This is a genomic window from Chryseobacterium sp. JJR-5R (assembly GCF_034047335.1).
Classification (GTDB): Bacteria; Bacteroidota; Bacteroidia; order Flavobacteriales; family Weeksellaceae; genus Chryseobacterium.
The window spans coordinates 2,121,297-2,142,543 of the sequence record NZ_CP139137.1; the positions used below are offsets into that span (position 1 = coordinate 2,121,297).

The window sequence follows — 21,247 nt, forward strand, 5'->3', positions numbered from 1 at the left end:
ATCTGTTAATAAGCAATTCTGGTAAATATAAAATTTTAATTCAATTAAAATAATAATAGAAATTCACAATACATAGATTTTTTTTGTTAATTTGTAAATTCTAATTAATTGTAACAATGATAAAAAAGATTCTATTATTTTGTATTTTCCAGTGCATGGTGCTGGGCTTTTGCCAAAACCTAAGGCCCATTGCCCAAAAGGTTTCCGATTACCATGCCCAGAAAAAAAACTTTGAAAAATTTGATCTGTTTACAACAGATAACGCATCAGACAAATTAGCTGAATATAAAAGGTCAGCTACAGACATTTCCGTGATCCGTGTTGATCATAAGCAGTTAAAAAAACTGGTTTACGAAAAGCCGGAATACCTGGAAGTGACTTTCCCCTTTGATGGGAAACAGATTACCATGGAACTGTACAAAAACCAGATTTTCACCAATGATTTCAAAGTAACCACCAATACGGGAGAGATCGTAAATTATACTCCCGGAGTTTATTACCAGGGAATTGTAAAAGGAGACAGCCGGTCCGTTGTTGCCTTCAGTTTTTTCGATAATGATATCGTAGGGGTGGCTTCTACGCCGGAACTGGGGAATATCATTGTAGGAAAAGTAAAAAAATCTGAAGACTTTGTCAGCTATTCAGATTCAAAATTAACGGGGATCAATCCTTTTGTCTGCGGAATTGACGAACTGGCCGAAAACCATAAGCAGAAAGTATCTTTTGATCCGGATGCACAGAAAAATACCGGAAAGGCACTGACGCAGAACTGTGTCAGAGTATATTATGAAATTTGTTACACCCCGTATGTAAACAACGGTTCCAGCACAACGACCACTTCAAACTGGCTGACTGCGATCCATAATAACATATCTACACTTTATAATAACGACGAGGTAAGAATTGCCTTGAATGAGATCTTTATCTGGACTACTGCAGATCCTTATACCGGAGCACCCAATGCCAATCTTGCAAGCTTCAGGGCAAACAGGCAGACCTTCAATGGAGATCTGGCACACCTGGTAAATCAGCCTTCCACCACAAGTGTGGCATACGTAAATTCCCTGTGTACGACAAGCCGCCATGCTTACTCAGGAGCTTCCCAGACGTACAATAACGTCCCGGTTTATTCATGGACAATCATGGCAATGACCCACGAAATGGGCCACAGCTTAGGTTCTCCGCATACCCATGCCTGTGCATGGAACGGAAACAATACGGCTATTGACGGATGCGGCCCGGCAGCAGGTGCAGGCGAAGGCTGTAACGGTCCCATTCCTTCTACTACTATAAAGGGAACAATTATGAGCTATTGCCACTTAATTTCAGGAGTCGGGATTAATTTCACCAACGGGTTCGGTCCGCAGCCGGGTGCTTTGATCAGAAATACCGTAGATTCCAAGGCGTGCCTGGGAACCAACTGTACAACGGCCTGTTCCACAACCATCACCGGGCTTTCCGTTTCAAACATTACGCAGATTTCTGCCAATGCCGCATTTACCGATGCTACGTCTGCTTCATGGAAATATAAGCTGACGAAATTTGACGGAACCCCGGTATCAACAGGGAATACTTCCACGCAGTCTTTCAGCTTTGCAAACCTTCAGCCGGCAACTTATTATTTATTATCCGTAGGAACAAACTGTTCTGCAGGATACCAGAGGACACAATTGTTCATGACGGATGCCAACTGGTGCGGCGGAACTTCCTTTACCGATACAGGAGGAACAGCAGGAAATTACGGTGATAACCAGACAATCGTAAAAACATTCTATCCGAGCTCAGGCGCATTAACCATGAATTTTACGGAATTTTCTCTGGAAGAAGACTATGATTACATGTATATTTACAATGGCCCTTCTACAAGCTCGCCAATGTTTGCCACAGGAAATGCTTTAACAGGAACTGTAGTGCCCGGGTCTTTTACATCAACACACCCTTCGGGGGCAATTACCATAAGATTTGTTTCAGATCCCGGGGTAAATGAAAGCGGCTGGAAAGCGAATTTTTCATGTGCAGTGCTGGCAGTGGAAGATGTGAATACGAAAGATAATTCAGTTAGTATTTATCCGAACCCGGCGAGAAATACCATAACGATTTCTTCCAAGGATGCTTTAAAGTCATTTAAAATGTATGATGAAGCAGGAAGGCTGATTAAATCAGAGTCTTCTTTAAAAGGAACCAAGCTTGATATTAATATTTCTGCTGTACAGACCGGAAATTATGTGGTTACCATAGAAACGGAAAAACAGAAAGTCACCAAGAAACTGATCAAACAATAAGTAATTCAACAATCCATAGAAAGCCTGATTTTTATCAGGCTTTTTTCATATACCTTATTGGCCATTGAAATCAGTGATCTGCTGTTTTAAAATACATCAGAATTCGGCGTGGATTTTGCATAGATTCAGCAGAATAATCATAAATTTGCAGAAATTTATTTACCCTCATAAACATAAAAATGACGAACCCTTTATTTTACGCAAAAATCATTTTGTTCGGCGAGTACGGCATGATTGAAGATTCTCAGGGGCTGGTAGTTCCTTACAGTTTTTATAAAGGGGCGCTGAAGTTTTCAGATCTCGGTTCTGAATTTGAAAAAAAATCAAATCAGCATCTTCATAAATATTCGGATTTCCTTTCCGTACTGGATCTGTCAGACGAATTTAAGCTTGATATTGGAACATTTCAGGAAGATATCCAGAACGGGCTTTTCTTTGATTCCAACATTCCGCAGGGGTACGGCGTAGGAAGTTCGGGTGCATTGGTAGCTGCAATTTTTGAAAGATATTCAGTCAGTAAATTGAATCCTGAAAATATTTCCAAAGATAACCTGAAACAGTTAAAAGCTGTTTTTGGAGAAATGGAGAGCTATTTCCACGGTAAAAGTTCAGGTATGGATCCTTTGATTTGTTACATGAACCTTCCGATTCTCATCGAAAACAGGGAGAACCTGGATAAAGTGGCCATTCCGGACGGTGAAAAAGGGAAAGGCGCAATTTTCCTGATCGATTCAGGAATTACCGGCGAAACGGGACCGATGATCCAGATTTTCTTTGAAAAAATGAAGACTGAAGGGTTCCGTAAAACCTTAAAAGAAGAATTTATCCGTTACAACAATGCCTGTATTGATTCTTTCCTGAAAAAAGATATGAATCCGTTTTTCAGAAACCTCAAAAAGCTTTCCTATTGGGCGTATGAGCATTTCCGCCCGATGATTCCGGAGAGCATCTTCAATATCTGGAAAAAAGGGCTGGATTCAAATGCGTATTATCTTAAGCTCTGCGGAAGCGGCGGCGGCGGTTATATTTTAGGCTTTACCAAAGATTACGAAAAAGCAGAAAAAATGCTTGACGGCTTCCAGAAAGAAGTAATTTACAGATTCTAAACTGTTGTGGATGAATTCTGAAAAAGAAACTTTCCAACAGAAAAATTATATCAAAAAATCTTTTTTTTACAGATTTTCACAATTTGTGGGCTTTCTTCTGGGAGCCCGCTTTTTTGTTGCCATCCTTCTTATTTTTGCATTGTACGTATCAACATTCTTCCTGTTCAACCAGGATGAAACGTTCAGGAAATTTGTTTTTGATTTTAAGGTACACGGCATTATTTTCTGTACGGTCCTTACCATCCTGGCCGGCGGAATCATCAACCAGTTTTACGATTTTGAAAAAGACCATATTGTAAAACCTTTCCGGACGAGGATCCAGAGCTTCATCAAACAGAAGTACTTCCTGTATGCTTATCTGTTTTTAAGCATGGTTTCCCTTGGCGTGGCGTGGACGATCTCGCACCGTGTTTTTGTTTTTTTTGTAGTTTACCAGTTTTTCATGTGGCTGTACAGCCATAAGCTCAGCCGCCTGTTAATTTTAAACAACTTTACTTTTGTAAGCCTTACCCTGTATCCGTTTTTCGGGATGATGGTGTATTATGAAACCTTTTCAAAGAAGGTTCTGTTAATGGCCGTATTCCTGTTTTTGATTCTTCTGTGCATTGATATTGTAAAGGATACATTAACGAAGAGCGTTGATAAAGCCTTTGGCTATACGACAATCCCGAATCATTTCTCAAATAAAACCACAAAAACAATCATTGTTTCACTGCTGGTCATTACCATGGCAGTGTCGATGAAGATAACAATGAGGACAGGGATTTCCGGGTTTATGGCCTATTATTTTACAGGCGGGATGTTTGTTATAATCCTTTGTATTTATCTCATTCTTAACCACTCCAGGAAAAGCAAATTCCTGACACTCAATATTCTGAGATTTTGGGTTTTTGCAGGAATTATTGCCATGCTTGTCAATGGGATTGAAGGTAAATTATAGAAAAATTTCTTTAAAAAACCTTCTCTAATTGCTACATTTGCAAAACCTAAAATTTATATAAATAATGCCCATTTTTAACGATACTAAAGTTGCATTTGCGGACAAAACCGATGCACAGTTAAAGAAAGCGTACTGGATGTTCAGGATGATTGAACAGCCTTCCCTTACGAAAGTAGGAACTTCCGTGCTTAATTTCACGGTCCATCATAACTTTCCTTTTGTTGGTGGAATTGTAAAAAACACCTTATTCGAACAGTTTTGCGGCGGTGAGACCCGTGAAGAAAGCATGAAAGTTGTAAAGCAGCTTTTCAAAAGAGGCGTGGGAAGCATTTTTGATTATTCCATTGAAGGTAAAGAAGATGAAGAAACCTTCGATGCAGTTTGCCGTGAGATCAAAGATATCGTAAGGTTTTCTGTAGGAAATCCTGCAATTCCTTTTATTGTTTTCAAGCCGACGGCTTTCGGAAGGATTGACCTGTATGAAGCAGTAGGAAAAAAAACGGAACTTACTTCAAGCCAGAAAGAGGAATGGGAAAGAGTGGTAAAAAGGTTTGACGAAGTCTGTAAGTTATGCCATGAACATGACAAGAAAGTAATGGTAGATGCAGAAGAAACATGGATGCAGGACGCGGCAGATCACCTTTGCGAAGAGATGATGGAAAAGTATAATCAGGAAAAACCTATTGTATGGAATACCATCCAGATGTACAGAACGGGAAGATTGGAATATATGGAAAGCCATCTTCAGCGGGCAGAAGAAAAAAGATATTTTATCGGGTACAAAATGGTCCGCGGCGCTTATATGGAAAAAGAAAGAGCCAGGGCTGCAGAAAAGGGATATCCTGATCCGATCCAGCCGAATAAAGAGGCTTCCGATAAAAATTATAATGCAGGAATTGATTTTGTCATGAACCACCCGGATAAAGTTTCAGCATTCTTCGGGACCCATAATGAAATTTCTTCTGAGCTGGTCATGGATAAAATGAAAGCCAAAAATATTGAAAACGGCAATCCGCATATTTATTTCGGTCAGCTTTACGGGATGAGCGACAATATTACATTTTACCTGTCTGATAAAGGGTATAATGCCACTAAATACCTTCCTTACGGACCTGTAAAAGATGTGGTGCCTTACCTGACAAGGAGAGCCCAGGAAAATACTTCGGTTGCAGGGCAGACCGGAAGGGAACTCGGACTGATCAAGAAAGAACTTGAAAGAAGAAACCGCAGATAAATAAGCATATCTTCCTTACATAAAACAGCCCGGTCATTTGATGATCGGGTTTTTTACGGCTCAAAACTCTCAAACTTTCCGTTGTCATAAAAAATAACAATACGCTTGATGTTACCCTGTTGGTTCCCAATAGCTTGAGTTAATATATCATCAGATTTCTGATTCTCTAATCGCTGAGAATCGGTTATTTTTTCCTGTACAGGGTCTTGTACATCTGCAGACGATTCTCGCAGATTTATTTTTGAAGGCTCCGGATCACTCTCTTCCGTTCCGAAATCCTTATCGCTATTGATCATGGTAAAAAGATCGGGAAGTGATGTGGGTATTGCTTTGTCTTCCTCAATAACCTCAACAGGTTCATCAGCCGGTTCGATGATTTCTTTAAGTTCAGACTTCAGCATTTCACCTTCACCGGTTACCAACCAGTCCCATAAGATCTCCGGAAACCTTGATTTTATTTTTATGATAAATTCAAGGGACGGCTTATTTCTTCCTGAAGTAATGTGAGAGATAGAAGAACGCTGCACATCAATCTCATCTGCAAACTCAGATGGTGTAAGGCCTGAATATTCGATAACCTTTGAAATTCTTTCATTTAAACCCATAAAAACAGTTTGTAAATCACTTTACAAATGTAAACATTTAATTTACAAATGCAAAATACAACTGTAAACAAATGTAAATTGTTGAAATATACAAAAGTAAACCGCTTAAGTATATGATAAACAAATATTTATAATATAAGCAAAATTTTCATGGATTTTTTATTCAACATATTTTCCCCAGATTATTAACTTCGGATCCTCACTTAAAGTAATGGATGAAGTAGGAGCAGATATCTTTTACTTCATTTGCTCTAGCCTGTAAGAATGCTCTTAACCGCTTTGAACAGGTATTTTACAGTACATGAACAGATCAGAAACATAATGAATTGCTAAATATCTGATTTATTATGCTATTTAGAAGGCATGACAAAGGTAAAGTGCTTAAATCGTAAGCTATACTCTTTCTACAGGCAGGATACAGAGATTTATCATAAGCCTGAATTCTTTTGTGGCTGATATAAGTTACATTTTTAAATTCTCGTAGGATAAGCATCAAAAATAGCAGTTACATTTCTAAATTATCAACAATTTACAAATGTATACAGTTGTAAATAGAAATTTTTCCACACAATAATTTGTTTAATCTATTTACGCCCAAATGTGAATAAACTGTATATTTATGACTTAAAGTCATGTTTAAATTATAGTTCAGTTAAAATTCATAAATCACTCATTTACAGTAATTTAATTGTATATTATTAAATTATGTGCAATCCACAATATTACCAACAGACATATTGTCATTTTACGGTGTTTAATAGGATTACGCATGTTAATTTTAATTTTACAGTCAAAAATGTTAAATTTGATTTTTGTAAACAATTGTCAATGAAATTTGAAGCGCTCTATCAGCAAACCCCCGATTTCCCAAATCGCTATATTTCTCCTGAAAAATTATTTTATTACTTACAGCACAATCTCAGTGATAATATTCAGGAGATCGCAACATCCTATCTTAATAAGCCTATTTATCAGTTGACGGTAGGTTCAGGAGATATTCATATATTGGCCTGGTCACAGATGCACGGAAATGAATCCAATGCTACGCATGCTATGCTGGACCTTTTAACTACGCTTGAACTGGCTCCGGAATTAAAAGATAAACTTCTCAGTAAAATACAGCTTGACTTTATATTTATGCTTAACCCTGACGGTTCTGAAAAATGGACCCGGCTGAATGCAGCAGATATAGACCTGAACAGGGACTTCCATAATGAATCCAGTAAAGAAATTAAATTTCTGAAAAATGCAGCGGCTTCTAAAAAATACAACTATGCCCTGAACCTTCATGAGCAGAGGACGATTTTTACGACAGACGGAATTCATCCGGCGACCCTTTCATTTCTGGCACCTTCCGAAAATATTGAACGCACCGTCACGGACAACAGAAAAAAATGCATGGCCGTTATTGCTGAAGTTTACACTCAGCTTAAGGAAATGATCCCGGGTCAGATCGGAAGGTATTCTGATGAATTCTATCCGGCTTCCACAGGTGATAATTTTATCAGAGCCGGAATGCCGACTATTTTATTCGAAGGCGGGCATTTCGCAGATGATTATACCCGGAAGGAAACCCGTAAATATTATTCGGTTGCCCTTTATTATGCTTTGAAAGCAATCACCGAATTAAATTCAGGGACAGAGGGCTGGGAAACTTATCTGGAAATTCCGGAAAACAAAGAGACGCATTACGATATCATTTACCGCAATGTCAAACTGAATACCGCGCATGAATGTATTTTAGATATAGCAGTCCAGTATAAAGAAATTAAAGAAGAAGGAAAGGATGAAATATCCTTCGTGCCGTTTGTTATGGAAGTAGGAGATGTAAAGCAGCGGAAAGGATGGAAGGAAATTGACTGTACCGGAAAAAAGTTTATTTCTGAAAGCAAGTATCCGAAACTGGATGCAGAAGTAAACTTTACCATTGAAGACTGAAAAAGCGGAACAATTAATTGTTCCGCTTTTTGTTTGATATCCGTTACAGATTATTCGATCTGTTATATTTTTAAGAATAGTAAAATAGTGAATAATTAGTCAACCACTTTAATACCGTTTGCGACAAATCTGATTTCTTCCTTCGGAGCAGTAATTGCGTCAATTTCAGCCTGAGGTTTCTTTGCATCTTCTGCATAATGTTTCTGCTCGTCAACAGAAGTTACTTTTCTTTCTGCCATACCTTCCAGAACAACGTTTTTACCTTTTAAAGCAGTAGGAACAAAAAATGCATAATCTTTCATTTTCACGAAAAACTGGGAATTGTCTTCAGTCTGTATCGTTAGCCAGCATCCTTTTTTCTCACACACATCAGTTACCTTACCTTTTACAGCAACGTTTTCAGCTTTCTTATTTTCTTTCTTAAGCTTCTTGCTTAATTTTTCAACTGAAACAGCCTTGGATTCCGCATTAGAAGCAACGCCGCCGCCGTACGTATCACCGATTACCGCATTTCCTGCCGGAGGACCGAATTTTTTAGATTCCTGTGCAAAAGCAAGAGCTGAAGTACTTAAAGCTGCTGCCAATAATAATGCCTTGAATTTCATTTTTAATATTTTTTTCAAAAGTACTAATAAAATCTGAATCATGAATTGATAAAATCATACCCTATCTTTAAATTACAAATAAACGCTGCAACCAACCGCATAATTATTTATATTTGGTAACTACTAAACTTCACTATGCAGAAAAAACTACAACTCTGGGACGCCATTATGCTGGTGATGGGCTCCATGATCGGAAGCGGGATCTTTATCGTGAGTGCCGATATGATGCGGAACTTAGGCTCAGGATTCTGGCTGGTCGTTGTCTGGGTAATTACAGCAGTGATGACGGTGGCAGCGGCCATAAGCTACGGAGAACTTTCTGCACTGTACCCTAAGGCCGGCGGGCAGTATACGTACCTTAAGGAAATTTTCGGGAGAAGGATGGGGTTCCTGTATGGCTGGGGATTATTTACCGTTATCCAGACCGGGACTATTGCAGCTGTGGCTATGGCATTCGGAAAGTTTACCGCATACCTGGTCCCGGCTTTAAATGATGCGGCCCCGATTTTTCAGAGCGGCGAGTTTAAGATTACCTGGATCCAGATGCTCGCAATCGCAATCATTCTCTTGCTTACCTATATCAATACCCGAGGTGTGGAAAGCGGGAAACTGCTGCAGAATATTTTTACCGGTTCCAAGATCATTGCCTTGCTGGGATTGATTGCGGCCGGATTTATTCTTGTTGATATATCTCATCTTGCCGAAAACTTCAGCCTGGGGACAGACGCTTTCAGCAACCTGGAAAAAGATATTTCCGGGAATTTTCTTCAGGAAGGCTGGGAACCGATTGGCGGAATGACCTTAATGGGAGGGATTGCCGCTGCAATGGTAGGCTCCGTATTCAGTTCCGTGGCATGGGAAAGCGTGACTTTCGTTTCCGGGGAAATTGAAAACCCAAAAAAAAATGTTGTCAAATCCATGATTTACGGAACGACTGCCGTAATGATTCTGTATATCGCAGTGAACTACGTATACCTGAATGCCCTGGACAGGGATTCCATTGCCTTTGCGGAAAATGACAGGGTAGCGGTTGCCGCTTCCCGCTTTATCTTCGGCTCTGCCGGAACGGCCATTATTGCCGTTCTGGTGATGGTTTCAACATTCGGGTGCAATAACGGGCTGATCCTGGCAGGGGCAAGGGTGTTCCAGACCATGGCGAAAGACGGTATGTTTTTTAAGCAGGCCGAAAAGAACAATGCCAGTCAGGTTCCTGCCAATGCACTGTGGATGCAGGGGATCTGGGCTTCCGTCCTGTGCCTGAGCGGACAATACGGTAATCTTCTGGATATGATTTCTTTTGTGATCGTCTTATTTTATATGATTACCGTTTTCGGGGTTATTTACCTGAGAATAAAACAGCCGGATCTCGAGAGGCCTTATAAAACCTGGCTTTATCCCTTAACGCCGGCCATTTATCTGCTGATCGGGACGTGTTTCTGTATTTTGCTGCTTATCTACAAACAGCAGTATACCTGGCCGGGGTTCGTCATGGTGCTGCTTGGGCTGCCGGTGTATTACTTTATCAACCGGAATGAAAAAACCAGAAAGTAATCTGCTATTCAAGCCTTATTTATTTTACGTAAAGGATTAATTTCGGGAGCCTGATCCTGCTTTCCGCTGTATCTTTTTGCCTGCGCTGATTCCTTGCAAAAAAGGATGCCGCTTCAATCAGGGCTAGGGTGGAAGCCTTCAATCAGCATTTATCATTAATCGCATATAATCCTTAACTGAATTGTATATGATCGACAGAAGAATATCCGTTAATCAGCAATATCTATAAGTGGACTTATTTATATCTTTTATGTATAAGTAATTATGCTTATATTTGCAAAATGATAGCGGTCATTACCGGAGATATTATACATTCACAGCAGGCTGAAACAGAGGTTTGGATTACCAGACTTAAACATCTTCTCGCAAACTGGGGAAGCGCTCCGCAGACGTGGGAAATCTACAGGGGAGACGAATTTCAGTTCAGGTGCAATATCAATGACGCGTTCTGGCGGTTCTTAGCCATCAAATCATTAATAAAAAGTCAGGAAAATTTAGACGTAAGGATTGCCATAGGCATCGGTGAGGAAAATTTCTCATCCGAAAAAATAACGGAATCCAACGGAACAGCGTACGTGCATTCAGGACGGTTGCTGGACGACCTGAAATCCAACGGCCATACCGTATCCGTAAAAACATCCAGCGACTCGGTGGACAGGGATTTGAATATCCTGCTGAAATGGTCATCAAAAGATTTTGACAACTGGACTGTGGCTACTTCAGAAATTATCCATGAGATGATCATGAATAAAGACAGTACACAGGAGGACCTGGCAAAGAAATTTGCCATTTCACAGTCATCGGTAAGCCAGCGGCTCAAACGCGCGAACTATGAGCTGATCGTAGAAACCAATCAATATTTCAGAAAGAAAATTTCAGAACTGTAAGAATGATTTTCATTAAACTCATATTGGCTCATCTACTCGGAGATTTTGTTCTTCAGCCGGATTCCTGGGTTGCAGATAAAGAAAACCGTAAACTGAAGAGCCCTTACCTCTATTTTCACGTTCTGGTCATTACCACTTTAAGTTTTATCTTCCTCTGGGATCCGGGACTTTGGTGGGTAGCTGCTGTAATCGGGATCTCGCATGGTATTATTGATGCGGCAAAGCTGAGTTTCCAGACCGTTAATAATAAAAAAAGCTGGTTTTTCATTGATCAGGCTTTGCATTTAGCGGTTATCGGTGCTGCTTCACTGTATTTTCATGAGTTCACTTTTGAATTTGTAAGAAATCAGAATTTGCTGAAAATACTGATGGCTGCCTTGTTTCTTACCTTACCGGCTTCGGTTTTTATAAAAATCCTGCTGTCATCCTGGACGCCCGTTCCGGAAACCCAGGGTAATATCCAGACCGAATCCCTTTCAAGTGCCGGAAAATACATCGGGATTTTAGAACGTTTACTTGTTTTCACCTTTATTATGGTTAATCACTGGGAAGGGGTAGGCTTTATGGTGGCTGCAAAATCGGTGTTCAGGTTCAGTGACCTCGCCCAGGCCAAACAGAGAAAGCTGACGGAATATGTCCTGATCGGTACGCTTTTGAGTTTCGGAATGGCCGTTCTGACAGGAATTTTAATTAAACAATAAAATCAATCTAATATAAAACAGGAACCGCAGGTTTTACGGTTCTTTTAAAAAGTAAAAATTATGAGTCAAAAGAAAGAAATGTTGTACGAGGGTAAAGCAAAACAGGTATTTGCCACCGATAATCCTGATGAGGTAGTGGTGCGTTTCAAAGATGATGCCACTGCATTTAATGCTCAGAAAAGAGGATCTGTAGATCTGAAAGGTGAAATGAACAATGCCATCACCACTTTGATTTTTGAATATTTAAATGAAAAAGGGATTAAGACTCATTTCATCAAACAACTGGACGAAAGAGAACAGCTGGTAAAAAAAGTATCCATCATCCCTTTGGAAATGGTGGTGAGAAATTACTCTGCCGGAAGCATGGCTCAGCGTCTGGGCGTGGAAGAAGGAATTAAGTCTCCGGTAACCATTTTTGATATCTGCTATAAGAAAGACGAATTGGGAGACCCGCTGATCAATGATCACCATGCGGTATTTCTGGGAGCGGCTACTTATGAAGAGCTTAACGAAATGTATGCACTGACCAACGATATCAATACCATCCTGATTGATCTTTTTGACAGAATGAATATCATCCTGGTGGATTTCAAAATTGAGCTCGGCAAAACGTCAGACGGCGAAATTATCCTTGCAGATGAAATTTCCCCGGATACCTGCAGGCTTTGGGACAAAGATACCATGAAGAAACTGGACAAAGACAGATTCAGAAGAGATCTTGGCGAAGTTACCGAAGCATATGTGGAAATCTACAACCGACTTAAGAATCTGCTTGGTAAGTAAATTTTAGAAGTTTGAAGTTAGGTATTAGAGGTTGGTATGAAATTGCACCGGATAGAAAGAAGACCTTAAAGTCCGGACTGAGTCAATGGATTTTGTAAAAGAGGTTTATTTGGGTTCAGCCAATTGCCGGGTGAGGAAAAATTTGGGTTAATGTCCCAAATCAGAAGGTCTGCAGTTTCAATTCCGTCTAATATTGGAGAAGGGGCAGGAAGGAATAATGAGAAGGAATTTTATCAGTTTTCTGGAATTGCATTTGGTTCAGCCTATGAATTACAGATCCGGCTACAGTTATTGATAGATTCAAATTTTATTTCCGAAACTAAAATTGTTCCCTTAAAAGAACTTTTAGCTGAGATACAGAAAATGATTTATTCATTAAAGACAAGTTTAAAATTATAATTGAAGTTAACTTAGACTAATTTCTAACATCTAACTTCTAACTTAGAAAAAATAGAAATGAAAAGTTTAGACATTCATAAAAGTGAATATTTAAAACAATTTGAAACCGGGACCTACGGAAGGAACCTTTTCAGGACTCAGGAAGAAGAAAGGCTGGATGCTCCGAATGAGGAGTGCGGCATCTTCGGAATGTATTCTGATAATGACCTCGATACGTTTTCTCTTTCACAGTTCGGGCTTTTTGCGCTTCAGCACAGAGGCCAGGAAGCATGCGGTATTTCTGTTTTAAAAAACGGAAGGATTACCAACATGAAAGATGAGGGCCTGGTTCTGGATGTGTATAAGGAAATTGAACATCCTGAAACTTTTATGGGAAATTCTGCCATCGGGCATACCCGTTATACCACGGCAGGCGATAAAAAGAAATACAATTTTCAGCCTTTTTTCGCAAAGAACGAATATGACCAGATTATTCTTTCCATTGCACACAACGGTAACCTTACCAATGCAAAGGAATTGAAAGCTGAACTTGAAGCAGAAGGGGTCGTATTCAGGGCAACTTCAGATTCTGAAGTTATCTTAAGGCTGATCCAGAAAAACCTTGACCTCGGGCTTCGTGCAGCGATCAAGATAACCATGGAAAAAATTGAAGGCGCTTATTCTGTAGTTGGGATGACCCGGAATAAATTTTTCGCTTTCAGGGATTTCAATGGGATCAGACCGCTGGTTTTGGGAGCTATTGATGCCAATTCATATGTTGTGGCTTCAGAATCCGTAGCACTGGACGCCGTAGGTGCTCAGTATGTCCGTAATATTCTGCCGGGAGAGATTGTGTACACCAATGAAAACGAACCGGGGAAACTTCATTCCTACATGGCAGATGAAGAAAAAGGGAAGCAGAGGATCTGTTCTTTTGAATATATTTATTTCGCAAGGCCGGATTCTTCCCTGGAAAACATCAATGTCTATGAGATCAGGGAGAAATCCGGAGAGAAAATCTGGCACCAGGCACCTGTGGATGCTGATGTGGTGATCGGGGTTCCTGATTCAGGGGTTCCTGCTGCCATCGGCTTTTCCAAGGCTTCGGGAATTCCGTTCCGTCCGGTTCTGATCAAGAACAGGTATATCGGAAGAAGCTTTATTGTCCCGACCCAGGAAATGAGGGAAAGGGTAGTGAACCTCAAGCTGAACCCGATTATTTCTGAAATCAAAGATAAAAGAGTGGTCATTATTGATGATTCTATTGTCCGCGGGACCACTTCAAAAAGACTGGTTAAAATTTTAAAGGATGCAGGTGTGAAGGAAATCCATTTCCGAAGCGTATCCCCGCCGATCATTGCACCTTGCTATCTTGGGATTGATACCCCTTCCAAAGATGATCTTATTTCTGCCAACATGACCACCGATCAGCTTAAAGATTATCTGGGCGTAGATTCCCTGGAATTTTTAAGCGTAGACAATCTGAAAGAAATCTTAGGTTCTGCCAACCACTGTTTCGGATGCTTCACAGAAGAATATCCCGTAGCAAAAGGGGAAGAAGTGGAATTATTCAACTAAATTATAACAATCTGCTATTACCATAAAACAGAAAAGGTCAGGCTCTTGCGAGCCTGACCTTTTTATTGAAATCAATTAATTGGTTGATTATATATTAAAATTTATAATTTAATCCCAACTGGAATACCCTGTGCGTATTGATATTCTTCTGCATTTCGTTCATCGCACCGGAATTATCGGCAATATGCGTCAGGCTGTTGATGTACCTTGCATTGATTCCTAAATTAGGAGTAAAATAATATCCAAGACCGATAGCCAAACCAAGATTGAATTTTTTGATATCATCTTTATTGATATCTTCGGAGTTAGACTGTGTCTGGCTTGTAGTGGTATCTAAAATGCTCGTAGTAACGGTTTGCTGTCCCTTGTTCTTACCGTCCAGGAAATAGCTTACTTCAGGTCCGGCTTCAAGATAGAAATTGTCTGCCGGCTTCATCTGCAGCATTACCGGTACAGAAATGTAGTTTAAAGTAGTGGTAAATTCCTGTTTAGTTCTTACTGTAGTGAAACCGGTGGTAACTTCATTATCAAGAATTACACTTTTTGCGCCTATCTGGTTATATAATACTTCCGGTTGAAGGGCAAATTTCTGAGATAAAGGAATATTAACAAAAACACCTGCATTAAAGCCAAGCTTCTGATTTTTTGAATTAAGCTGCTGTTCGCTGAACTGAGAAGCATTCCCACCTCCTTTGATACCGAATCTTACAGGCTCCTTTTTATTCAAAGGCATCTGTGAAATTTGTGCCGATGTTACTTCCTGGGCAAATACTAAGGTTCCTGCAACTAATGCTACTCCTAAAAATAACTTGTTCATAATTTTATTTTTTACTATTTTAAACTTTCTGCCTGATTGTTCAATCAGACATGAAGTACTTAACAAAATGCTTGCCAAACATTTAAGTGTTTGATTTTCAAAATAATACATCTCGATAAATATCTGTTTTAAATCCCGCGTATTGGATTTAATATAATTAACGATCCGTATTTATGCAAAAAAAAACCTAATTCATAAGAAGATTAATAAAGAATGATTTGCTGTTGTAGGTTCTCTTCAGATAAAGTTGAATTATGAACAGGATTTAATAATCAGTATCATCCACTTCTTAAATATATAGTTACGGTGAACTTCTTCCGGTTTCACCGGAGTATGATGGCAGGCTTTTATGCCTATGATCATTCCATAAAAAAAAACCGGACTTAAAATCCGGTTTTATATTTAAATCTTTAATTTGATTCTTAGAATTTAAAAGCTAAACCAACCTGGAATACATTGTTTCTGATCGCATCAGAATTATTTGGTCTGTCTTTAGCAATATCTGTAAGACCGGCAACATATCTTGCAGTAATACCGATGTTATCTGTAAAATAATAACCTGCACCAAGACCAATACCGAAGTTAAAAGTACTGAAATTATCTTTATAATTACCTGATTCAGAAATTACATTGTTGTTGGTTTCGTTTTTAGCTTTGTTTTTTGCACTCACCATAAAACCGAATTCCGGACCTGCTTCTACATATAAGTTTGGAATCAGGTTATACTGCAACATTACAGGTACAGTAATATAATCAAGGTGATTGGCGTAAGAATACGTGTTGTTTCCGATTCTTGTATCATATTTATCGCCATACTGAGAATATAAAACCTCCGGCTGAACGCTGAACATACTTCCTACCGGAATGTTTGCGAAAACACCTGCATTAAAACCGATTTTAGATCCCTGATCTTCCAAAGAGCCGTTATCTGAAAGTGAAGATACGTTCATACCTGCCTTAATACCAAATCTTACAGCACTGTCAGGAGACATGTTAGAAGTGGTAGTGGTAGTAGTGGTAGTCTGAGCAAATGCTAATGAACCAGCTGTTAATGCCATTCCTAAAATTAACTTTTTCATAACTTTAATTTTTAATAATTTAATTTCTAATATTTAAATTTTACTACTTGTCATTATTATGACAGGTACTTTCTCTCAAATTACTTGCCAAAAAATGCAGCTATGATAAATATCAGTAAAAGAAATACCAGCAAAACAGGCCAATTTTGATTTTATGATGCTTCAAATCAATATATTAAATCTTTAATTAAACAATTGTTTAGAAATGATCTAAATTATTGAGGCGGAAGACATGTCACAAATTTTATGCCCTTATTAAAAAATGGCGTTATGCATCGTTCAGTTTCCTGTAAAATGTGAGTGATTCCGAAATGCTTTTACGGCTGCATTCATGGTCAAAAATGCAGGCTCCGATTCCCGACAGCAAAGAAAAGAGAATGGTGTTGCCGGCATTCTTCTTATCATTTAGTAAAAGATCGAAAATGTCATCATCACTAAAATCACTGATGTCAAGATATGGATAGTATTTCTGAATATTCCCGATAATCAGGTCACAGTCTTCCGCGGAGATCAGACCTTCCGCAAAAGAAAGGTAAGCTTCCGTAATCATACCCATGGCAACAGCCTCGCCATGCAGGACCGGGTTTTTCTGGTTCAGATACAGACTTTCAACAGCGTGGCCGATCGTATGCCCGAAATTCAGGGTCTTCCTGATGTTTTTCTCATGGAAATCCTGACGGACGACATCCTGTTTGATGTCCATCGAAGTTTTGATATGGGGAATGATGGCTTGTGCATCCAGCTTCTGCATCCGGATAAGGTGTTCCCAATGGATTTTATCTGCAATGAGCCCGTGTTTCAGCATTTCCGCAAACCCGCTTCTCAGTTCTTTGAAGGGCAGTGTTTCCAGGAATTCAGGATAGACAAAAATGTGTTCCGGGAAGGTGAAGGTACCCACCATATTCTTATAATGCATCAGGTCAATCCCTGTTTTTCCTCCTATGGCAGCATCGCACATGGATAAAAGGGTAGTGGGGATATTAATGAACTGGATCCCTCTTTTATAGGTAGAGGCAACAAAACCGCCCATATCCGTAATCACGCCGCCGCCCAGGTTGATCACCAGTGCTTTCCGGTCGGCCTGCATTTCCGTAAGAATTTCCCAGAGCTGGTTCGCCGTCTGGATATTTTTCATTTCCTCGCCTGCTTCAATCTCCAGGATTTCAAAGGCAAGATCGGTTTCCATATTCCCGAGCAGGACAGGGAGGCAGTATTCATGGGTGTTTTCATCCACCAGAATAAAGATCTTGCTAAAGGACTTTCTGTCCAGGAATTCGTTTAATGAAGAAAAATTATCGTCTGTTATCGTGATCATTTTCGGATTTTCTGTAGGGTTATTTATACAACTATATAACAAAGTTATGATTCTTAATTTTTAACTCGTTGGTAAATATACTATCTTTGCAGAAATTTTTAGAAATGAGCAGAGATAATAATTCAGGAAAACCCAAAAGACCAAGAAGTTCAACAAGAAATAATTCTGATGATTCTCGCGCTTCCAGATCCGGAAATTCTTCAGGGTCAAAACCTTTCAAAAAGCCATTTCCAAAGGCCGGCGAGAGAAATTCTGATTCAAGGGGCGGCAGTGACAACAGTTACGAGAGCCGTATGGAAAAGAAATACTCAAAAATTGAAAAAGAACCTTTTATTACCAATCCGGGTGAAGAGAAAAAGTCATTTGCAAAACCGGCTTCCAAAAGAGGCGGCAGCAGAAGCAATGCTTTCGATGCCCGGGATAAATATGAAAGAGGCAGCTTAAAATACGGCAGGAGACCTTCCGCCGGTGATGAGAAAGACGACCGTGCGAAATCTTTTGTACAGAAAAGAAGGCTGAATAAAATTGAAAAAGATATTCATAAAGATACCATCCGTTTAAATAAATATATCGCCAATTCAGGAATCTGCAGCCGCAGGGAAGCTGATGACCTGATTGTTCAGGGGTTGGTGGAAGTAAACGGAAAGGTAGTAAATGAAATGGGCTACCAGGTTCAGAAGACAGATAAAGTAGTGTTCGACGGGCAGAATATCACCCCGGAAAAGCCTGTGTACGTCCTGCTGAATAAGCCGAAAGGGTATATCTCTACCACAAAAGATGACAAAGCCAGAAAAACCGTAATGGACCTTGTAGCCAATGCTTCGCCGTACCGCGTTTTCCCTGTAGGAAGATTAGACCGTTCCACAACAGGCGTTATTCTTCTGACGAATGACGGGCACATGACGAAAAAACTGACGCACCCGTCATTCGATGCCAAGAAAATCTACCATGTGACGCTGGATAAGAAGCTGAGCCATGAAGATATGAAGCTCATCGTAGAAGGAATCCGTTTGGATGAAGGTATCGCGGTAGTGGACCAGATTTCTTTTATTGAAGGCAAACCGAAAAATGAAATCGGGATTGAAATCCATATCGGCTGGAACCGTGTCATCAGAAGGATTTTCCAAAGGTTAGGATATGAAGTGGAAGCGCTGGACAGGGTAATGTTTGCCGGCTTAACGAAAAAGAACATCAAGAGAGGGCACTGGAGGATCCTTACGGAACTGGAAGTGAACAATCTTAAAATGCTTTAATTAAGTGATGAGTTATGAGTCATAAATTTATTTAAAAATGGGCATAACAACAATAATTTCATCCTGAATAAATAAAATTCCGCAGATAATCTCTGCGGAATTTTTATTTTTACCAAGAGTTTATAAAACGATAAATTAACTCATAATTCATAACTATTGTTATCCTAAAACGGTTACGCCTTTCTGGATCATTTCATAGATTGCATCCCTTCCGTTATCAGGCTTAACATTTACAGCACGGGTACCGTTAAAATGGAGGCAGGTGATATAGCCTTCAGCAACAGCATCGGTACAGGTGAATTTCACGCAATAATCCATCGCGAGGCCTGTAATTTCCAGTAGCTGGATATCATGATATTTCAAAAAATCATCCAGACCGGTTTTCATAAAGTGGTTGTTGTCCTGGAAGCCGCTGTAGGCATCAATTTCCGTGTTTTTGCCTTTCTGAATGATATGGGTAACTTTGTCCCTGTTCAGGTCTTTGTGGAATTCTGCCCCGAAAGTCCCTTGGATACAGTGGTCCGGCCACATAAACTGCGGAACGCCGTTCAGGATAATGCTTTCTCCCACCTTTCTGCCGTTGTTGCTTGCAAAACTTTTATGATTGACAGGATGCCAGTCCTGAGTCAGTATAATCTGGTCATATTCATTTTCCTCCATTAAGGCATTGATGTACGGAATTACCTCATTGGCTCCCGGAACTGCCAGTGCGCCGCCTTCACAAAAATCATTCTGTACATCGACGATTATTAATGCTTTTTTCATATTTAAATTCTCGGATATTTATAATCTTATCTTACAAAATTAACATTCAAAAAATTGTCCAAAGAAAAATTATCGGACAAATAGGCATCTTATGCATAAAATCCGTTGCTTGTTCAGTTTATGGATAAAAAACCAGCTTCAATAGCTTATCTTTGCAGCAAATAAGTATTTTATGTCATTTGAGTCTTTAGGATTATCACACAACATCATCCGTTCCGTTAACAAACTGGGCTATCTGAAGCCATTCCCGATCCAGGAGCAGGCAATACCCGTTATTTTACAGGGAAAAGACCTGATGGGAATCGCACAGACAGGTTCCGGAAAGACTGCCTGTTTTGTGATGCCTATTTTGGAAAAACTACAGAATGAAGAAGGAAAGAAAGACCGTAATATTCAGGTCCTGATATTGGTGCCTACCCGTGAACTGGCCATCCAGATTGATGAGGTGTTCAGGAGCTTTACGGAAAACCTGAAGCGTGAAATCCGTACCATGGCAGTATACGGCGGCGTTTCCATTAATCCGCAGATGAAAGGAATGTTCGGGGTGGAAGTCCTTATCGCAACCCCCGGCCGGTTACTGGACCTGATTGACCACAATGCACTGAGCATTTCAGGAATCCGGCATCTGGTAATTGATGAGGCGGATAAAATGTTCCAGCTGGGCTTTGACGAGGAAATGAATAAGATTTTTGCACTGATGCCCGTCATGAAGCAGACCATATTGTTTTCGGCCACCTTAAATGATAAGGTTTCTGAAATGAAGCAGCGCCTCTCCATTGACCCTACAGTTATTGAAGTAAAGAAAAAAGAGGTTGAGATTGACCACATCGAGCAGGTGGCTTATCATGTTTCTCCGGAGAACAAAGGCCCTTTCCTGCGTTACCTGATTAAAGAAAAAAAGGTTGAAAAAGCCCTTATTTTTGTTTCGTCAACAAAATCCGCGGATAATTTAGTGGAAAAACTGAAGAAGAATAAAATAAAAGCAGTCGCTGTTCACAGCCAGAAGTCACAGGGTGCCCGAAGGAATAATTTAGAGGAGTTTAAAGTAAACGGAGCCCAGATCCTGGTAGCAACCGACTTAATCGGAAGGGGTATCCATATTGAATCGCTGCCGTGCGTGATTAATTATGAACTGCCGCGTTCCCCGTTGGATTATGTTCACCGGATCGGAAGGACGGGCAGGGCTGACGAAACAGGAACAGCCATCAGTATCCTTACTGATGACGAGTTGCAGCATTTCCGGGTAATCCAGAAGAAAATGGGCAAGAAAGTGACGTTACAAAGGACGGAAGGTATTGATTTACATGGATATTAATGCATTAACGGCATGATAAAAAGCTTCAGTTTTAACGGAATTAAAGCTTTTTTGTTTCAGATTCTCAATTTTTAGTAAATTTACAGAAACGAACTCTCAAAACCGGCCAAAAACA

The 21,247-nt window shown here is 39.9% G+C and carries 19 protein-coding genes; 13 read left to right on the forward strand and 6 right to left on the reverse strand.

Going from position 1 to position 21,247, the window contains the following annotated elements; genetic code table 11:
• Window positions 1–116 precede the first annotated feature (116 nt).
• The 4 genes from SD427_RS09400 to SD427_RS09415 all read left to right on the forward strand — a co-directional run bounded on the left by SD427_RS09400 (window position 117) and on the right by SD427_RS09415 (window position 5,562).
• Window positions 117–2,282 carry a T9SS type A sorting domain-containing protein gene (locus SD427_RS09400; RefSeq protein WP_320557538.1) on the forward strand — a complete coding sequence of 722 codons (2,166 nt, stop codon included), beginning with the start codon at window positions 117–119 and terminating at the stop codon, window positions 2,280–2,282.
• 179 nt (window positions 2,283–2,461) lie between these two features.
• Window positions 2,462–3,388: a mevalonate kinase gene (locus SD427_RS09405; RefSeq protein WP_320557539.1), complete on the forward strand. Its 927-nt coding sequence runs from the start codon at window positions 2,462–2,464 to the stop codon at window positions 3,386–3,388.
• A gap of 10 nt (window positions 3,389–3,398) precedes the next feature.
• A complete protein-coding gene (locus tag SD427_RS09410) occupies window positions 3,399–4,328 on the forward strand; it encodes a UbiA family prenyltransferase (RefSeq protein ID WP_320557540.1) in 930 nt (309 codons plus the stop codon).
• Between the two features lie 64 nt (window positions 4,329–4,392).
• Complete coding sequence (locus SD427_RS09415) at window positions 4,393–5,562, forward strand: proline dehydrogenase family protein (protein WP_320557541.1); 1,170 nt, start codon at window positions 4,393–4,395, stop codon at window positions 5,560–5,562.
• Window positions 5,563–5,615: 53 nt separating this feature from the next.
• Here SD427_RS09415 and SD427_RS09420 read toward each other — a convergent pair whose 3' ends face one another.
• Entirely contained in the window at window positions 5,616–6,167 is a 552-nt protein-coding gene (locus SD427_RS09420; protein ID WP_320557542.1) for a helix-turn-helix transcriptional regulator, read from the reverse strand.
• An 828-nt stretch (window positions 6,168–6,995) separates the two neighbouring features.
• Between SD427_RS09420 and SD427_RS09425 the strand changes: the two genes are divergently transcribed.
• Window positions 6,996–8,105, forward strand: coding sequence for a M14 family zinc carboxypeptidase (locus SD427_RS09425; RefSeq protein ID WP_320557543.1), 1,110 nt, complete (start codon window positions 6,996–6,998; stop codon window positions 8,103–8,105).
• Between the two features lie 95 nt (window positions 8,106–8,200).
• Here SD427_RS09425 and SD427_RS09430 read toward each other — a convergent pair whose 3' ends face one another.
• Window positions 8,201–8,710, reverse strand: coding sequence for a DUF4920 domain-containing protein (locus SD427_RS09430; protein WP_320557544.1), 510 nt, complete (start codon window positions 8,708–8,710; stop codon window positions 8,201–8,203).
• A gap of 135 nt (window positions 8,711–8,845) precedes the next feature.
• On the opposite strand from SD427_RS09430, the gene SD427_RS09435 reads away from it, so the two are divergent.
• The 6 genes from SD427_RS09435 to purF all read left to right on the forward strand — a co-directional run bounded on the left by SD427_RS09435 (window position 8,846) and on the right by purF (window position 14,588).
• A complete protein-coding gene (locus SD427_RS09435) occupies window positions 8,846–10,261 on the forward strand; it encodes an APC family permease (RefSeq protein WP_320557545.1) in 1,416 nt (471 codons plus the stop codon).
• 281 nt (window positions 10,262–10,542) lie between these two features.
• Window positions 10,543–11,148, forward strand: coding sequence for a SatD family protein (locus SD427_RS09440; RefSeq protein ID WP_320557546.1), 606 nt, complete (start codon window positions 10,543–10,545; stop codon window positions 11,146–11,148).
• A 2-nt stretch (window positions 11,149–11,150) separates the two neighbouring features.
• On the forward strand, window positions 11,151–11,849 hold the full coding sequence (locus SD427_RS09445; protein WP_320557547.1) for a DUF3307 domain-containing protein: 699 nt from the start codon (window positions 11,151–11,153) through the stop codon (window positions 11,847–11,849).
• Window positions 11,850–11,909: 60 nt separating this feature from the next.
• Window positions 11,910–12,632, forward strand: coding sequence for a phosphoribosylaminoimidazolesuccinocarboxamide synthase (gene purC, locus SD427_RS09450; protein WP_320557548.1), 723 nt, complete (start codon window positions 11,910–11,912; stop codon window positions 12,630–12,632).
• A gap of 150 nt (window positions 12,633–12,782) precedes the next feature.
• Window positions 12,783–13,031: a four helix bundle protein gene (locus SD427_RS09455; protein WP_320557549.1), complete on the forward strand. Its 249-nt coding sequence runs from the start codon at window positions 12,783–12,785 to the stop codon at window positions 13,029–13,031.
• A 57-nt stretch (window positions 13,032–13,088) separates the two neighbouring features.
• Complete coding sequence (purF, locus tag SD427_RS09460) at window positions 13,089–14,588, forward strand: amidophosphoribosyltransferase (protein ID WP_320557550.1); 1,500 nt, start codon at window positions 13,089–13,091, stop codon at window positions 14,586–14,588.
• Window positions 14,589–14,682: 94 nt separating this feature from the next.
• Here the strand turns inward: purF and SD427_RS09465 are convergent, their stop codons facing one another.
• The 3 genes from SD427_RS09465 to aroB all read right to left on the reverse strand — a co-directional run bounded on the left by SD427_RS09465 (window position 14,683) and on the right by aroB (window position 17,799).
• On the reverse strand, window positions 14,683–15,405 hold the full coding sequence (locus SD427_RS09465; RefSeq protein WP_320557551.1) for a porin family protein: 723 nt from the start codon (window positions 15,403–15,405) through the stop codon (window positions 14,683–14,685).
• A 422-nt stretch (window positions 15,406–15,827) separates the two neighbouring features.
• Window positions 15,828–16,484, reverse strand: coding sequence for a porin family protein (locus SD427_RS09470; RefSeq protein WP_320557552.1), 657 nt, complete (start codon window positions 16,482–16,484; stop codon window positions 15,828–15,830).
• A 268-nt stretch (window positions 16,485–16,752) separates the two neighbouring features.
• On the reverse strand, window positions 16,753–17,799 hold the full coding sequence (gene aroB, locus SD427_RS09475) for a 3-dehydroquinate synthase (RefSeq protein ID WP_320557553.1): 1,047 nt from the start codon (window positions 17,797–17,799) through the stop codon (window positions 16,753–16,755).
• A 293-nt stretch (window positions 17,800–18,092) separates the two neighbouring features.
• On the opposite strand from aroB, the gene SD427_RS09480 reads away from it, so the two are divergent.
• Entirely contained in the window at window positions 18,093–19,052 is a 960-nt protein-coding gene (locus SD427_RS09480) for a pseudouridine synthase (protein ID WP_414017722.1), read from the forward strand.
• Window positions 19,053–19,211: 159 nt separating this feature from the next.
• On the opposite strand, the gene pncA is transcribed toward SD427_RS09480, so the two are convergent.
• Window positions 19,212–19,817, reverse strand: coding sequence for a bifunctional nicotinamidase/pyrazinamidase (pncA, locus tag SD427_RS09485; protein WP_320557555.1), 606 nt, complete (start codon window positions 19,815–19,817; stop codon window positions 19,212–19,214).
• Window positions 19,818–19,989: 172 nt separating this feature from the next.
• Here pncA and SD427_RS09490 point away from each other — a divergent pair, with 172 nt between their 5' ends.
• The gene (locus SD427_RS09490; RefSeq protein WP_320557556.1) at window positions 19,990–21,132 is read left to right on the forward strand and encodes a DEAD/DEAH box helicase; all 1,143 of its coding nucleotides are present in this window, start codon (window positions 19,990–19,992) and stop codon (window positions 21,130–21,132) included.
• Window positions 21,133–21,247 lie beyond the last annotated feature (115 nt).

Coding starts and splice junctions, on each gene's coding strand:
- SD427_RS09410 (WP_320557540.1), top strand. CDS start 3,399: ATGAATTCTGAAAAAGAAACTTTCCAACAGAAAAATTATATCAAAAAA.
- aroB (WP_320557553.1), bottom strand. CDS start 17,799: ATGATCACGATAACAGACGATAATTTTTCTTCATTAAACGAATTCCTG.
- SD427_RS09435 (WP_320557545.1), top strand. CDS start 8,846: ATGCAGAAAAAACTACAACTCTGGGACGCCATTATGCTGGTGATGGGC.
- SD427_RS09440 (WP_320557546.1), top strand. CDS start 10,543: ATGATAGCGGTCATTACCGGAGATATTATACATTCACAGCAGGCTGAA.
- SD427_RS09415 (WP_320557541.1), top strand. CDS start 4,393: ATGCCCATTTTTAACGATACTAAAGTTGCATTTGCGGACAAAACCGAT.
- SD427_RS09480 (WP_414017722.1), top strand. CDS start 18,093: ATGGAAAAGAAATACTCAAAAATTGAAAAAGAACCTTTTATTACCAAT.
- SD427_RS09405 (WP_320557539.1), top strand. CDS start 2,462: ATGACGAACCCTTTATTTTACGCAAAAATCATTTTGTTCGGCGAGTAC.
- SD427_RS09465 (WP_320557551.1), bottom strand. CDS start 15,405: ATGAACAAGTTATTTTTAGGAGTAGCATTAGTTGCAGGAACCTTAGTA.
- SD427_RS09470 (WP_320557552.1), bottom strand. CDS start 16,484: ATGAAAAAGTTAATTTTAGGAATGGCATTAACAGCTGGTTCATTAGCA.
- SD427_RS09445 (WP_320557547.1), top strand. CDS start 11,151: ATGATTTTCATTAAACTCATATTGGCTCATCTACTCGGAGATTTTGTT.
- purC (WP_320557548.1), top strand. CDS start 11,910: ATGAGTCAAAAGAAAGAAATGTTGTACGAGGGTAAAGCAAAACAGGTA.
- SD427_RS09400 (WP_320557538.1), top strand. CDS start 117: ATGATAAAAAAGATTCTATTATTTTGTATTTTCCAGTGCATGGTGCTG.
- SD427_RS09490 (WP_320557556.1), top strand. CDS start 19,990: ATGTCATTTGAGTCTTTAGGATTATCACACAACATCATCCGTTCCGTT.
- SD427_RS09420 (WP_320557542.1), bottom strand. CDS start 6,167: ATGGGTTTAAATGAAAGAATTTCAAAGGTTATCGAATATTCAGGCCTT.
- SD427_RS09430 (WP_320557544.1), bottom strand. CDS start 8,710: ATGAAATTCAAGGCATTATTATTGGCAGCAGCTTTAAGTACTTCAGCT.
- pncA (WP_320557555.1), bottom strand. CDS start 19,817: ATGAAAAAAGCATTAATAATCGTCGATGTACAGAATGATTTTTGTGAA.
- purF (WP_320557550.1), top strand. CDS start 13,089: ATGAAAAGTTTAGACATTCATAAAAGTGAATATTTAAAACAATTTGAA.
- SD427_RS09425 (WP_320557543.1), top strand. CDS start 6,996: ATGAAATTTGAAGCGCTCTATCAGCAAACCCCCGATTTCCCAAATCGC.
- SD427_RS09455 (WP_320557549.1), top strand. CDS start 12,783: ATGTCCCAAATCAGAAGGTCTGCAGTTTCAATTCCGTCTAATATTGGA.